This is a genomic window from Rhodococcus sp. GA1, assembly GCF_024321955.1.
GTDB classification, from domain to species: Bacteria; Actinomycetota; Actinomycetes; order Mycobacteriales; family Mycobacteriaceae; genus Rhodococcus; species Rhodococcus pyridinivorans.
This window is the reverse complement of sequence record NZ_CP097186.1, coordinates 2,033,482-2,048,206: the sequence shown is the minus strand read 5'-3', so window position 1 is coordinate 2,048,206 and position 14,725 is coordinate 2,033,482. Positions and strand designations below refer to the sequence as shown.

The 14,725-nt window shown below is 65.5% G+C and carries 7 protein-coding genes, 2 rRNA genes, 1 pseudogene and 1 riboswitch; of the genes and pseudogenes, 5 read left to right on the top strand and 5 right to left on the bottom strand.

Going from position 1 to position 14,725, the window contains the following annotated elements; genetic code table 11:
* Positions 1 to 100 precede the first annotated feature (100 nt).
* From M3330_RS09590 to M3330_RS09580, 3 genes are all read left to right on the top strand, one after another.
* Positions 101 to 3,235, top strand: a 23S ribosomal RNA gene (locus M3330_RS09590).
* A gap of 109 nt (positions 3,236 to 3,344) precedes the next feature.
* Positions 3,345 to 3,461 (top strand): 5S ribosomal RNA (rrf, locus tag M3330_RS09585).
* Between the two features lie 167 nt (positions 3,462 to 3,628).
* Entirely contained in the window at positions 3,629 to 4,075 is a 447-nt protein-coding gene (locus M3330_RS09580; protein ID WP_255028877.1) for a putative immunity protein, read from the top strand.
* Here the strand turns inward: M3330_RS09580 and M3330_RS09575 are convergent.
* From M3330_RS09575 to M3330_RS09565, 3 genes and pseudogenes are all read right to left on the bottom strand, one after another.
* A pseudogene (locus M3330_RS09575) lies at positions 4,072 to 5,440 on the bottom strand (ISL3 family transposase). The gene M3330_RS09580 and the pseudogene M3330_RS09575 sit on opposite strands and share 4 nt — an antisense overlap.
* Before the next feature lie 158 nt (positions 5,441 to 5,598).
* The gene (locus tag M3330_RS09570) at positions 5,599 to 6,960 is read right to left on the bottom strand and encodes a M1 family metallopeptidase (protein WP_170318479.1); all 1,362 of its coding nucleotides are present in this window, start codon (positions 6,958 to 6,960) and stop codon (positions 5,599 to 5,601) included.
* Positions 6,945 to 10,850, bottom strand: coding sequence for a Pls/PosA family non-ribosomal peptide synthetase (locus tag M3330_RS09565; protein ID WP_255028563.1), 3,906 nt, complete (start codon positions 10,848 to 10,850; stop codon positions 6,945 to 6,947). Before M3330_RS09565 ends, M3330_RS09570 begins: the two co-directional genes overlap by 16 nt.
* Before the next feature lie 165 nt (positions 10,851 to 11,015).
* A riboswitch (SAM riboswitch) is annotated at positions 11,016 to 11,133 on the top strand.
* Between the two features lie 68 nt (positions 11,134 to 11,201).
* Between M3330_RS09565 and M3330_RS09560 the strand changes: the two genes are divergently transcribed.
* The gene (locus M3330_RS09560; protein WP_039957820.1) at positions 11,202 to 12,515 is read left to right on the top strand and encodes an aminotransferase class V-fold PLP-dependent enzyme; all 1,314 of its coding nucleotides are present in this window, start codon (positions 11,202 to 11,204) and stop codon (positions 12,513 to 12,515) included.
* Positions 12,516 to 12,723: 208 nt separating this feature from the next.
* Positions 12,724 to 13,341 carry an LLM class flavin-dependent oxidoreductase gene (locus M3330_RS09555; protein WP_083543709.1) on the top strand — a complete coding sequence of 206 codons (618 nt, stop codon included), beginning with the start codon at positions 12,724 to 12,726 and terminating at the stop codon, positions 13,339 to 13,341.
* 62 nt (positions 13,342 to 13,403) lie between these two features.
* Here the strand turns inward: M3330_RS09555 and M3330_RS09550 are convergent, their stop codons facing one another.
* Entirely contained in the window at positions 13,404 to 13,934 is a 531-nt protein-coding gene (locus M3330_RS09550; protein WP_006550528.1) for a winged helix-turn-helix domain-containing protein, read from the bottom strand.
* A 219-nt stretch (positions 13,935 to 14,153) separates the two neighbouring features.
* Entirely contained in the window at positions 14,154 to 14,627 is a 474-nt protein-coding gene (locus tag M3330_RS09545) for a YbaK/EbsC family protein (RefSeq protein ID WP_006550527.1), read from the bottom strand.
* Between the last annotated feature and the right edge of the window lie 98 nt (positions 14,628 to 14,725).

The window sequence follows — 14,725 nt, the reverse complement described above, 5'->3', positions numbered from 1 at the left end:
GATCAGCGACGATGATCCGCGAAACAAGGAAATCGGTTTTCTTGCGGTAGGGGTTGTTGTGTGTTGTTTGAGAACTGCACAGTGGACGCGAGCATCTTTGTTGTAAGTGTTTATGAGCGTACGGTGGATGCCTTGGCACCAGGAGCCGATGAAGGACGTGGGAGGCTGCGATATGCCTCGGGGAGCTGTCAACCGAGCTGTGATCCGAGGATTTCCGAATGGGGAAACCCAGCACGAGTGATGTCGTGTTACCCGCATCTGAATATATAGGGTGTGTGGAGGGAACGTGGGGAAGTGAAACATCTCAGTACCCACAGGAAGAGAAAACAACATGTGATTCCGTGAGTAGTGGCGAGCGAAAGCGGATGAGGCTAAACCGAGTACATGTGATACCTGGCAGGGGTTGTGTATTCGGGGTTGTGGGGCTTTTCTTCCCGTCACTGTCATGACGGGCGAGAGTAAGAAACCGGTTGGTTAGTCGAAGTGGTCTGGAACGGCCTGTCGTAGAGGGTGAGAATCCCGTAGACGAAAACTTGCCGGCTCTCGTGAGAAGTACCCGAGTAGCACCGGGCCCGTGAAATCCGGTGTGAATCTGTCGGGACCACCCGATAAGCCTGAATACTCCCTGGTGACCGATAGCGGACTAGTACCGTGAGGGAAAGGTGAAAAGTACCCCGGGAGGGGAGTGAAATAGTACCTGAAACCGTGCGCTTACAATCCGTCAGAGCCGATGCACGATTCAGTTCGTGGTGGGTGATGGCGTGCCTTTTGAAGAATGAGCCTGCGAGTTAGTGGCATGTCGCGAGGTTAACCCGTGTGGGGTAGTCGTAGCGAAAGCGAGTCCGAATAGGGCGTATGTAGTGGCATGTTCTAGACCCGAAGCGGAGTGATCTACCCATGGCCAGGGTGAAGCGATGGTAAGACGTCGTGGAGGCCCGAACCCACTTAGGTTGAAAACTGAGGGGATGAGTTGTGGGTAGGGGTGAAAGGCCAATCAAACTCCGTGATAGCTGGTTCTCCCCGAAATGCATTTAGGTGCAGCGTCGCGTGTTTCTCACCGGAGGTAGAGCTACTGGATGGTCTAGGGGGCCCACAAGCTTACCGAAATCAGCCAAACTCCGAATGCCGGTGAGTGAGAGCGCGGCAGTGAGACTGCGGGGGATAAGCTTCGTAGTCGAGAGGGAAACAGCCCAGATCGCCGGCTAAGGCCCCTAAGCGTGTACTAAGTGGAAAAGGATGTGGGATCGCTGAGACAACCAGGAGGTTGGCTTAGAAGCAGCCACCCTTGAAAGAGTGCGTAATAGCTCACTGGTCAAGTGGTTCTGCGCCGACAATGTAGCGGGGCTCAAGTACACCGCCGAAGCCGCGGCACTCACACAACACCCATTCGTTCCTGCGGGAACGTGTGCAGTGGTGTGGGTGGGTAGGGGAGCGTCGTGCAGCCGTGGAAGCGCCGGAGTGATCCAGGTGTGGAGGCTGCGCGAGTGAGAATGCAGGCATGAGTAGCGAAAGACGAGTGAGAAACTCGTCCGCCGGATGACCAAGGGTTCCTGGGCCAGGTTAATCCGCCCAGGGTGAGTCGGGACCTAAGGCGAGGCCGACAGGCGTAGTCGATGGACAACGGGTTGATATTCCCGTACCCGTGTATCCGCGCCCAATGGCGAATCAGTTGTGCTAACCGTCCAAAAGTTTCCGCTGTTCCTTCGGGAACTGTGGGGATGGCTGCACGGGACCCTGATTGTAGTAGTCAAGCGATGGGGTGACGCAGGAAGGTAGCTGGGCCAGGTGATGGAGTACCTGGTGTAAGCCGGTAGGGCGAATGGTAGGCAAATCCGCCGTTCATGCAGCCTGAGAGGTGATGCGTACCCGTTGAGGGGAATTCAGTGATCCTATGCTGCCGAGAAAAGCCTCTAGTGAGTTGGTACACGGCCCGTACCCCAAACCGACACAGGTGGTCAGGTAGAGAATACCGAGGCGATCGAGAGAACTGTGGTTAAGGAACTCGGCAAAATGCCCCCGTAACTTCGGGAGAAGGGGGACCACGCTCGGTGACGGCCCTTGCGGTCCGAGCTGGGGGTGGTCGCAGAGACCAGAGAGAAGCGACTGTTTACTAAAAACACAGGTCCGTGCGAAGTCGTAAGACGATGTATACGGACTGACGCCTGCCCGGTGCTGGAAGGTTAAGAGGACCGGTTAGCGGAGCAATCCGCGAAGCTGAGAATTTAAGCCCCAGTAAACGGCGGTGGTAACTATAACCATCCTAAGGTAGCGAAATTCCTTGTCGGGTAAGTTCCGACCTGCACGAATGGCGTAACGACTTCTCTGCTGTCTCGACCACAGACTCGGCGAAATTGCATTACGAGTAAAGATGCTCGTTACGCGCGGCAGGACGAAAAGACCCCGGGACCTTCACTATAGCTTGGTATTGGTGTTCGGTTCGGTTTGTGTAGGATAGGTGGGAGACTGTGAAGCTCATACGCCAGTATGGGTGGAGTCGTTGTTGAAATACCACTCTGATCGTATTGGACCTCTAACCTCGGACCATGATCTGGTTCAGGGACAGTGCCTGGTGGGTAGTTTAACTGGGGCGGTTGCCTCCCAAAATGTAACGGAGGCGCCCAAAGGTTCCCTCAGCCTGGTTGGCAATCAGGTGTCGAGTGCAAGTGCACAAGGGAGCTTGACTGTGAGACTGACAGGTCGAGCAGGGACGAAAGTCGGGACTAGTGATCCGGCACCGGCATGTGGAAGCGGTGTCGCTCAACGGATAAAAGGTACCCCGGGGATAACAGGCTGATCTTCCCCAAGAGTCCATATCGACGGGATGGTTTGGCACCTCGATGTCGGCTCGTCGCATCCTGGGGCTGGAGTAGGTCCCAAGGGTTGGGCTGTTCGCCCATTAAAGCGGCACGCGAGCTGGGTTTAGAACGTCGTGAGACAGTTCGGTCTCTATCCGCCGCGCGCGTTAGAAACTTGAGGAAGGCTGTCCCTAGTACGAGAGGACCGGGACGGACGAACCTCTGGTGTGCCAGTTGTCCCGCCAGGGGCATGGCTGGTTGGCTACGTTCGGAAGGGATAACCGCTGAAAGCATCTAAGCGGGAAGCCTGTTCCAAGATGAGGTTTCTCACCCCCTCGAGGGGGTAAGGCCCCCGGCAGACCACCGGGTTGATAGGCCGGAACTGGAAGCCCAGCAATGGGTGGAGGTGACCGGTACTAATAGGCCGAGGACTTACCACGAAGATGTTACGCGTCCACTGTGCGGTATCTGAAACAACACACACAGATCCGAAAATCCTGCAGCAGCAGGTGATTCGAGGAATCTGCGTGGACTATTGTTTCATAGAGTTACGGCGGTCATAGCGACAGGGAAACGCCCGGTCCCATTCCGAACCCGGAAGCTAAGCCTGTCTGCGCCGATGGTACTGCACTCGACAGGGTGTGGGAGAGTAGGACACCGCCGAACACCCGTTACCGAAGACCCCCAACATTGTTGGGGGTCTTCGGCTTTGAGGAGGGGAACCGCTTTCGCGGGTCCCCTTTTCTCGTACGCGGACATTCGGTCGGGCTATGCTCGGATACGTGGGACGGAACGGACCGGCGACAAGCGTGACCGGTGATTTCGAACTCACCATGGACGAACTGCGGGCGGTCGTCCGATACGTGACGGAGAGTGCACAGGACGTGCTTCCCGTCTTCGAGGAATCCGTGCCCGAGGACCGTCGTCCACGTTCAGCACTCGATGCGGCGCGAGAATTCGTTGACGGTGCGCGACGAACGAGACTCCAGCGCGTCGCCGCCCTGGATGCGCACCGAGCTGCGAAGGATGCACCGACGGAAGCGGCTTCCCTCGCCGCGCGGTGTGCCGGCGATGCCGCCGCGGCTGCCTATCTGCACCCGATCGCGAAGGCCACTCAGGTCGGGCACATCCTGCGTACCGCTGCGAGTGTCGCGCGCATCGCCGAACTCCGTGCGGGCGGAGACCCGACGGCAGCTGAGGACTCGCTCGACGACGCCCGGCGCCGTGCGACCCCCGTGGTGGTCGACGTCCTGTCCAGATATCCGGCTCTTCGCAGTTAGCAGTGGCATTGGCGCCGGCTGGGTGCGACCCGACGTGATCGACGAGTGCAGGCCCACCGTACCCGGCGGCGTTGGTTCTCCGGGGTACGGAACCCGAACGCGATACGGCCGACGTGCTTGACGATGCGGTTGTAGCCTTCACTGCGCGCATTCGACAGGCCGGTGGTGATCGCCAGGATCATCGGTTCCTGCCACGCCGAGACGGTCGTCGCCAGCTTGCCGATCTCCGGGACACGGCATGCCGCGCAGAACGTGTAGAACCGATACAGTCTGTCCCGGATCTCATGGCGAAGGCCACCACGATCGGTGCAGCGCAACACATCGCGCAGCAGTTCCTTCGCGATCCATGCCGCAGCGATGTCCCCGTGCGGGTCGGCGGAGGTCAGCTTCTCGAACAGGGCCGATCGTTGCTCATCGGTTAGGCGCTCCGCGGCCCGCAACAACCGTCGTCGATTGATCCATTCGACATCGCTCTTGCGGCCGCGCCGACCCCGCTCGGCCTGGGTGACCCTGCGCCGGACGGTATCGACCATCTCGTTGGCCTTCTTGACCAGGTGGAACCGGTCCACCACCAGTTGTGCGTGCGGCAGTGCCTCGCGCACCGCCTTCGCATACACCGACGACATGTCGATCGCGACATGGGTGATCTGTGCCTTCCACGTCTCGTCGCGGGCGTCGAACCAGTCGATCACCACCGCCGAGGTGCGTCCGTTGACCTGCGCCAGCAACCCTTGATCGCCGGTCAGGTCGACCAGTCCGGTGTCCCACCGGTCCACCCATCTCCGTTCCCCGGTCTCGGGGCAAGTTTCCCATTTCGCCTTCCCGCGTCGGGTCTCATCGATCCCGAGGACGACCACCGGTTCGGGTTCGTCGCCAAGGGCGGCGTCGGCGACCACGACGAGGTGCTCGTGGACGGTGTGCCAGGCGCACCCGTAGTCGCCCGCGACCGCGGACACCGACCGGTCCCCGTCGAGGACCGCCTCGACCAGCAGCGCCTTCGCTCGGGGCGTGACCCGCGCCCGGGACGGCACCCCCGGCGTCGACTCGGTGAACACCTTACGGTCACAGGAGGTATTGGTGCACAACCATTTCCGTTTCCGCCACACCAACAGCGGACGGTCGGGTCCGACCTGCACATCCCGCGGTCTGGTGGTGACCCAACCCTTCGAACGCGTGGACTTCTGCCCGCACTCCGGACAGACCCCGACCCATTCGGGTGCCGTCGCGATCTGCACGATCCGGCTGCCCTCGACCGTGCGCTGCACCGATTCGACGACGAGGCCGTCGAGATCGAGCAGCAATGAACTACCGTGGTGCATGCCCGCGTTCCTTGCTGTCCTGGATGCCTGAGAACACCCAGCTCACAAGGGCGCGGGCCCTTTTTCAATCACCGACACGGCAACGGGGTCGATCGGCACCAGCCCCTACCAAGTGCGAAGAGCCAGATATCCGATCGCCCCTACCTCGAGAAGTCGTGTCGGACAGTTGATGAGCGCACTGGATGCATCTCTGCGCCCTCGGAACTAGGCGGTCGGTGCCGGGGGAAGCTCTCGCGTGCTCAACCACGCCTCCCACAGCGGCCGGAGCGAGACGTCCGAGAAACGTGCGGCGAGATCCTTGAACTGCGCCGTCGTCACGTTGCCGTGCCGGTGTTCCGCGGTCCACGTCCGTAGGAGGGTGAAGAACGGCTCATCGCCGAGCTGCACTCGCAGGGCGTGCAAAGTCAGTGCTCCGCGCTTGTAGATGCGGTCGTCGAACATGTCCTTCGGGCCCGGATCCTCGAGCAGGATGTCCTGCGGCTTGTGGGCCAGACCCCGGTGGGCGTCGAGCGCATGTGCATGCGCCGACCTGCCGCCCGAGTTCTCCGACCACAACCACTCCGCGTAGCACGCGAATCCTTCGTGGAGCCAGATGTCGCACCAACGGTTCAGCGTGAGGCTGTTGCCGAACCACTGGTGCGCCAACTCGTGTGCGACGAGCCGTTCCTCGCGGCCGGTGCCGTCGCAGAAGTTCGCGCCGAAGATCGACAATCCCTGTGCTTCGAGGGGGATCTCGAGGTCGTCGTCGGTCACCAGAGCGGTGTAGTGCGCGAACGGGTACGGGCCGAACAGGCGCGTGAACAACTCGAGCATCTCGGTCTGGCGAGCGAAGTCCCGATCGAACGCCGCGCGCAACCGAGGCGGATGGATGCCGTACTGGGGCACGGGTTCGTTTGAGAGGGTGCGTATCTCGTAGTGCCCGGTCTGGACCGTGGCGAGATAGGTCGCCATGGGTTCGGGTTGCTCGTAGACGCGGGTGGTGCGACTCGCCTTCGTGGTCTTGTGCACGAGGGTGCCGTTCGCGATCGCGACGAACGGAGCGTCGGTGGTGACCGCGATGCGGTAGGTGGCTTTCGAACCGGGATGGTCGTCGCAGGGGAACCAGGTGGGTGCGCCGTTGGGCTGACTCGCGACGAGCGAACCCTCGTCGAGTTCTTCCCAACCGACCTCACCCCACATGGTCCGCAGTGGGGTGGGGGTTCCCGAGTACTGCACACCGAAGACGAGGACCGCCCCGGCAGGGAGTTTCTCGGCGGGGGTGACGGTGAGCTTGCCGCCACGATGCGCGAACTTGGCGGGACGTCGCCCGTTGACGGTCACCTTCGTGACTCGCATCGACTGCGCGAGATCGAGCGAATACTTGGCGCGCACGTCCGTAGTCGTGGCGATGATCTTCGCCCGGCCGTCGAGCCGATTGGACACGACCTTGTAGGTGAGTTCGAGTTCGTAGCGGGAGGCCCGGTAGCCGCGGTTCCCGCTCTCGGGCAGATAAGGGTCGAGCGGCCGGTCCGCGGCGACCGGCGCGACGGGCTTGGCGGCCTTGATGGGCTTCACCGCGGCGACCAGTCGTTCGGCGTGGTCCACGGCGTGATCGGATTGCCCTGCCAGCGAGTGGACGGCGGGACGACGTCGCCGCGCATCACCAGCGAGGCCGGGCCGACGGTGGCACCGTCGCCGATGCCCGAGGCGGGCAACGCGACGCATTGGGGGCCGAGCGTGGCGCCGGCGCCGAGGGTCACGGTGTCCATGGACATGATCCGATCATGGAACAGGTGGGTCTGTACAACGCAACCGCGTTCGACGGTCGCACCGTCGCCCAGGGACACCAGGTCGGCCTCGGGCAGCCAGTAGCTCTCGCACCACACACCGCGCCCGATCCTCGACCCCAGTGCGCGCAGCCACAGGTTCATCACGGCGGTGCCCGCCGCGGCCCGGGCGAACCACGGTGCCGCCACGGTCTCCACGAAGGTGTCGGAGACCTCGTTGCGCCACACGAACGAACTCCACAGCGGGTGCTCGACGCGTCCGATCCGACCGACGACGAGCCATTTCGCGATCACGGTCACGAGGCACGCCACCGCTCCGGCCACCATGAGCACGAGACCGCCCAGCAGCGCAGCGGCGAGATAGCCCCAGTGCACGGCGAGGGTGTTGAGTGCGAAGAGCACACCGAGCCCGATGCCGTAGGTGACGACCATGGGCACGAGCCGGAAGGTCTCCACCGCGCCGCGCGCGATCTTCAGTTTCAGCGGCGGTGCGAAGGTGCGGCTCGCGTCGCTGTCACCGCTTGCGCGCCGCAGGCGCACCGGGGGACTGCCCAGCCACGACGAGCCGGATTTCGCCTTCTCCGGAGCCGCGGAGAGCACCGCGACGAGCCCGTGCTTCGGGACGCGCCGACCCGGCGCCGCCATACCCGAGTTGCCGAGGAAGGCACGCTTGCCGACCTTCGCATGCGAGATGTACAGCCACCCGCCGCCGAGTTCGTAGGAGGCGACCATCGTGTCGTCGGCGAGGAACGCTCCATCGGCGACCTTGGTGAACTTGGGAACCATCAGCACGGTCGACGCCTCGACGTCCTTACCGATGTCGGCGCCGAGCAATCGGAGCCAGATCGGGGTGAGCATCGACGCGTAGAGCGGGAACAGGAAGGTGCGCGAGGAGTCCATGAGGCGCTCGGTGAACCACACCTGCCAGCCCACGCGGCTGCGCACGGGATGCCAGCCCTCGGTCATCCCGACGGCAAGCAGTCGCACGGCCGTCAGGGTGAGCAGGGCGAAGACGAACATCGTCAGCAGCGCCGCGACGGGCAGCATCGCCAGGGAGTGCACCACGGCGTCGGAGACGGTGGGGGTGTCGTGCACCCACCACACGAGCAGCGCGACCCCGGCGGCGATCGAGACGACGGGCAGGCCGCCGAGCAGGATCGACGACAGCGCGTAGACCGGCACCCACCTGCCGCCCCGCGGCGGTGTCGCGGCGGGCCACGGCCGGTCGGCCTTGCCGGCCTTGCGGGCGGGGGAGCCCGACCAGTTCTGCCCGGCCTTCACGCGACCGAACACCGCGGATCCGGCCTCCACTTCGGCGTCCTTACCGATCCGCGCGCCGGGGGCCAGGAACGAGCGGGCGCCCACCGTGGCGCCGGCACCGATCCGGATGCTTCCGATGTGGACGACGTCGCCGTCCACCCAGTAGCCGCCGAGGTCCACCTCCGGCTCGACGGCACACCCGTCGCCGAGTTCGAGGAGACCGGTGACCGGTGGAAGACTGTGCAGGTCGACGTCGCGGCCGACCTTCGCTCCCAGCGCCCGCGCGTACTGCCGCATCCAGGGAGCGCTCGAGATGTTCACGGCACCCACGGCCTCGGACAGTCGCAGAGCCGTCCACAGCCGGAGATGGACGCTCCCACCGCGTGGGTAGCTTCCGGGCTCTATGCCGCGCAGGAGCAGACGCGAACCCGCGACGGAGATCGCCATGCGCCCGGCGGGCGTGAGGAACAGCAGGACACCGAGCGCGACCCACCACCACGACAGGGTGACGGTCCACGGCACGTCCACGACGAGCGCGACGACGTTGTTCAGGATCGCCAGCCAGGTCACCCACTGCAGTCCGGTGAGGGTGGTGAGGACGGCGGTCACGGCGATCTGCCCGAGCTGGGCGAGCCGCGGCACCGGGGTCACCTCTCGCGGTGTCGCCGCTTCCGTCGGCGCGAGTTCGTCGAGGTAGACGGCGAGCGATCCGAGCCTCGGGTGGTCGTACAGTTCTGCGACGGTCATCTCCGGATACCGGCTCCGCAGCGCCGTGACGAGTTGCGCCGCCGCGAGGGAACCACCGCCGAGTTCGAAGAAGTCGTCGTCGACGCCCTCGATCCGGGCGCCGAGGATGTCGGTCCACAGTTCGGCGACCCATTCGGCGGTGGGATCGAGACCGAGTGCTTCCACCGAGTCGGCATCGGCGCCGGGCAGCGGCCACGGCAGAGCGTTGCGGTCGACCTTGCCGGACGTGCGGGTGGGCAGTTCGTCGACGAGCGCGAGTCGGGGGACGAGCGCGGCCGGGAGTTGTTCGGACAGCAGGTCGTGGGCCGACGCGATGTCGAAGTCCGGATCGGTGGAGGCGAGGTATCCCACGAGGATCGAATGTCCCGCGGCCGTCTTGCGGACCGCGCACGCACCGCCCGCCACGCCGGGCAGGTTCTGCAGTGCGTTGTCGACCTCGCCGAGTTCGATGCGGCGGCCACCGATCTTGACCTGGTCGTCGGCGCGTCCCTGGAACAGCAGACCGGCGCGGTCGAGCGTCACGAGATCACCGCTGCGGTAGGCGCGGTCCCAGCCGAGCGTGGGCATCGGAGCGTACTTCTCGGCGTCCTTCGCCGGATCGAGGTAGCGCGCGAGGCCGACACCACCGATGACGAGTTCACCGGTCGCGCCCTCCTCGACGGGGTTGCCGTCGGCGTCCACGACGGCGAGATCCCATCCGTCGAGGGGCAGGCCGATGCGGACCGGTCCGGTGCCGTCCATCAGCGACGCGCAGGCCACGACCGTCGCCTCGGTGGGGCCGTAGGTGTTCCACACCTCGCGTCCCGGAACCGCGAGACGTTCGACGAGATCGGGTGGGCAGGCCTCGCCACCGAAGATGAGCAAACGCACCGCCTCGAGGGCTTCGGCCGGCCACATCGCCGCGAGGGTGGGCACCGTGGAGACGACGTTGATGTTGCGCGAGACGAGCCACGGCCCGAGGTCCATGCCGGAGCGGACGAGCGCGCGGGGCGCCGGAACCAGGCAGGCGCCGTGCCGCCAGGCGAGCCACATCTCCTCGCACGAGGCGTCGAACGCCACGGACAGCCCGGCCAGGACCCGGTCGCCGGGACCGAGCGGCTCCCCTTGGCAGAACATTCGCGCTTCCGCGTCGACGAAGGCCGCCGCATTGCGGTGGGTGACGGCGACACCCTTCGGTGTTCCGGTTGAACCGGAGGTGAAGATGATCCACGCGTCGTCATCGAGGTTCGGGCCCCGCACCACCGGGGTGCCCGACGGCGCGGCCGTGCCCGGTCCGATGCCCTCGTCCGTGACGATGGCGGTGACCTGCGCTTCCGAGAACACGAGTTCGGCCCGCTCGTCGGGATCGTCGGCGTCGACGGGGACGTACGCGGCGCCCGCGGCGAGAATGGAGAGAATCGTCACATACAGGTCGCTGCGCCCGGAGGTCATGCGGACCCCGACCCTGTCGCCGGCCCCGACGCCCGCGTCGTTCAGCGCATACGCACCGGCGATCACCGCCTCGACCAGTTCGGCGTATTCGAGGACCGTCGCGCCGTCGTCGATCGCGGGGGCGTCGGGATGTGCTTCGGCAGTGCTCCGCAGCAGGTCGACGAGGGTGCGGGCGGGTGGAGCGTGCGACGCGCGGAGGAACTCGTCGGGGATGGGGGACCGGCCGACGGGGGTCGAGGTTATGGCTGGCAATTCCGCGGGTCCTTCTGCTCGATGGTGCTTCCGGTTATCTCACGTCCGGGTGGACGGCAGGTGAACGTTCGGCGCGCAGAACGCGTGTCGGCGTCGTGCGGTGCCGGGCGACGCGGAGCTGTGCGGGGTTGACACGGCCCGGTCGTCCTGCCATTCTCTTCGCCAGGTCATGAGTACCAGCGTCAAGCCCCGGCTAGCTGGTCGGCAACCCTCCAACCGCGGTGGGGTGCTCCGGGTGACGACCGGGCCGTGAATCCACTACCGGACACGGCAAGCGCGGACTCCGCCGGCGACGAGAATTCTCCGTCGTAGGCGTCACCGGCGGGTCCCCGAGTACACAAGGGATTTGTCATGACTGCTGTAGCCACCACCACCTGCATCGCTCCCTTTGCCACCGTTTCCGGCTGTGACGTGCAGGTTCCGCTCGTCCAGGGGGGTACCTGCACCTATGCGAACTTCGACTACGCGGCGAGCGCACCGGCGCTGTCCGCCGTCACCGACCGCATCACCGAGCTGCTGCCCTTCTATGCGAGCGTGCACCGCGGCGCCGGATACGCTTCGCGGATCAGCACCACCGCATACGAGGACGCCCGCTCCTCCGTGTCGCGCTTCGTCGGCGCGGCCGACGACCAGGTCGTTGTCTTCACGCGCAACACCACCGATTCGCTGAACCTGCTCGCGAGTGCGGTGCCCGGCGATGTCGTGGTGCTCGACATCGAGCACCATGCGAATCTGCTGCCCTGGAAGAACTCTCGTATCGTCGAGGCTGCGGACACCGTCTCCGAGACGGTATGGCGTCTCGCGGTCGAACTGCAGCGCGCACCCGCGGCCCTGCTCGCCGTCACCGGTGCTTCCAACGTCACCGGTGAGGTCCTGCCGATCGCCGAACTCGCCGAGCTCGCACACGCTTCCGGTGCCCGGATCCTCGTCGACGGTGCGCAGCTCGTGCCCCATCGCCGTGTCGATCTCGTCGAGCTCGGTGTGGACTACCTCGCCTTCTCCGGCCACAAGCTGTACGCGCCGTTCGGTGCGGGAGTGCTCGTCGGCCGCCGAGACTGGCTCGACGCCGCCGAGCCGTACCTCGCCGGTGGCGGCGCGGTGCGCGAGGTGCGCCTCGATCACACCGAATGGTCCTGCGCCCCTGCGCGTCACGAGGCCGGCACCCCCAACGTGCTCGGCGTCGCCGCCCTTGCCGCCGCGTGCGATGCGCTCGCCGGTTTCGACGCCGACGCGGTGATCCGTCACGAGGAGGCCCTGTGCGCCCTGCTCGTCGACGGTCTGCAGGCCATCGACGGCGTGGAAGTGCTTCGGCTGTGGAACGATTCGGCCGACAGTGTCGGGATCGTCACCTTCACGGTCGACGGCTACGAGCCCGGCCACGTCGCCTCCTATCTGTCCGCCGAGTACGGCATCGGCGTCCGTGACGGACGCTTCTGCGCCCACCCGCTGCTCGCGCGGGTCGGTCGTGCCGGCGGAGCCGTCCGGGCGTCGCTCGGACTCGGCAGCTCGTCCGACGATGTCGAGCGGCTCCTCGGAGCGCTCCGGTTGCTGGTCGAGAACGGGCCGACGTGGGTGCACGCGAAGACCGCCGGCGTGTGGAACCCCTCGCCGGAGACGCGTCCCGGCCTCGGAGCGACCGACGGCGACGCATCTCCGTGCGTCTAGCGGTCGACAATTCCCCATAGGATCAGTAGGGTAATTCGCATGGGACGGACGAGGACGATCGCTGCGGCACGCTGGTGCCGTCGCCATGTCGACCTCTGCCGTACGGCATCGGGAATCTGTCCGGACTGAAGGTCTTCTCCCTCACAGTCTTCCGGCTCACAGGCCGATCCCTCCGTGCCGCTCCGCGGCCCGTACCGAGAGGTATCCCATGTCCGTCGCATCCACCGTCACCCCTGTATCCGCAGACCCGGCCGTCGTCGAGTCCGCCGCGATCCGGCCGTTGCGCGTCGCCGTCGAACTCACCGGTCACTCCGGGCCCGACTACTGGGCCGACCTGACCCTGGGACGTGTCGGCGACCCGCCGCTCGACCTCAGCGCCGATGTATCCAACGTCGTGCGGGTGCGTGCCGCCGACCTGCGTGAAGCCGGGAAACTGCGCGACCGCATCCGCGCAGAGGCCGCCGAGGAGGGCCGCGATCCCGATTCGGTCACGGTGCTCGTCGACGTCGAGATCGTCCTCGCCTCCGATGCCCGCACCGCCCGCACCCGGCGCACCCGCCCGGAATCGACTCGCGGGGAGGCCGGCACGCTGTCCTATGTCGGAACGCCGCACGGTCTCGCCGGGCTGATCGCGGACATCCATGCCGTGCAGGTCGCCGACGGCGTCACGCTGATCCCGCTCGCCGCGCCGTTCACCGTCGAGCATCTCGTCGACGGAACGCTGCCGTGGCTGGAGTCGCGCGGCCTCGTCGAGGTCTCGCCGACCGTCGTCGAGGTCCTGCGCCGGTTCGGTGAGGGCGCTCGGACATCCGTGCGCGCTTCCTGACACGCATCGGTATTGCGAAGGAGGGGCAGGAGTTTCGACTCCTGCCCCTCCTTCGCATGCGTTCACGCCGTACGGCGGTCGAGTGATTCGACGACGTGTACGCGCGGATCGGGATCGAACCGGTAGCCCGACCCGCGGACAGTGGTGATGATGTTGCCGAAACGTCCCAGTTTGGAACGGATCCGGGAGACATGGACGTCGACACTGCGGTTGCCGCGGTCGGTGTCGAAGTCGTCGTTCTCCGAGTATCCGGCGCCGAGCGGCCTCAATGCCGCGCGGGACACCACGACGCGGGGCCGACGCACCAAGTGCGCGAGGATCTCGAATTCGCTGTGACTCAACTCGACCCGCTGATTGTCGAGCACCAGCCCGCGGGCCGGCAGATCGATGACCAGAGGGGTCGGGCCGGGGCTGAGAAGAGTGTGGGTGCGCGCACCCGGGAGCAGATCGAGCGCGGTCTCCCGCAGAGCATCGGCGAGGGCGGCGAGATCGCCCGCCGACCCGGCGTTCGTGTCCGAGATCTGCACGATGAGAACGAGTTCGGGGGAATCGACCGAGCTGCCGGCCGGGTTCTCGATGGAGGACGTGGTCATGGAAGGGCTCCGCTGGTCGGAAGGTGAACGGCGCCGGGCAGGCAACTACCCGCAGCAGTGCGGCGCCGGAAAAGAGGAAGGGATGGTGCGGATCTCAGAACGCACAGAGGCACGAGCGGGTACGACACAGGTCGACATGCCTGCGGCTCCACGCTCGGACTGTCACGACGGTGAGTGTACCCCGAATGGAGATGCCGGTGTACCGGTAGGTGGACGGTCTCAGTCCACGTCGACGTCGATCGCCGCGGTGATGCGCATGAGCTCCGAATAGACGGTCCGGAACAGTGTGTTCGGGCATCCACCCGACGCCCACAGATCCGGGTGGAGCTGCAGCGCACGGTCGATGTAGGTGGGCAGGTTCGTGGGATGACCGAGCGGTGCGACGCCACCGAGCGGCTGGCCGGTGACCTCCGTGACCAGGTCGGAGGAGGCCGGCACGAGTTCGCCACCGAGCCGCTCGCCGGTCCGCTCGACCGACACGCGATGCGCCCCGGACACCAACAGCAGGATCGGGTCGTCATCGAGCAGGAAGACGAGCGACTTCACGATCGCGCCCACCTCGACACCGACCGCGGCGGCGGCCTGCTCAGCGGTGTGCACGGTCTCCGGCTGCTGGACGATCAGACCGTGATGGCCGCGGGCGATGAGCGTGTCCGAGACGCGGTGGGCATTCGGATGCAGCGACCTGGTCATGGATCAAGAGTAGGAAAATCGCCGCGCTATGGGCGCGGTTCCGAGGACGCATCGTCGTCGTGTCGTGGGGTGCGGTCGGTGCGAAACGAAGATCCACA

Coding starts and splice junctions, on each gene's coding strand:
- M3330_RS09560 (WP_039957820.1), top strand. CDS start 11,202: ATGACTGCTGTAGCCACCACCACCTGCATCGCTCCCTTTGCCACCGTT.
- M3330_RS09545 (WP_006550527.1), bottom strand. CDS start 14,627: ATGACCAGGTCGCTGCATCCGAATGCCCACCGCGTCTCGGACACGCTC.
- M3330_RS09580 (WP_255028877.1), top strand. CDS start 3,629: ATGGACGAACTGCGGGCGGTCGTCCGATACGTGACGGAGAGTGCACAG.
- M3330_RS09555 (WP_083543709.1), top strand. CDS start 12,724: ATGTCCGTCGCATCCACCGTCACCCCTGTATCCGCAGACCCGGCCGTC.
- M3330_RS09550 (WP_006550528.1), bottom strand. CDS start 13,934: ATGACCACGTCCTCCATCGAGAACCCGGCCGGCAGCTCGGTCGATTCC.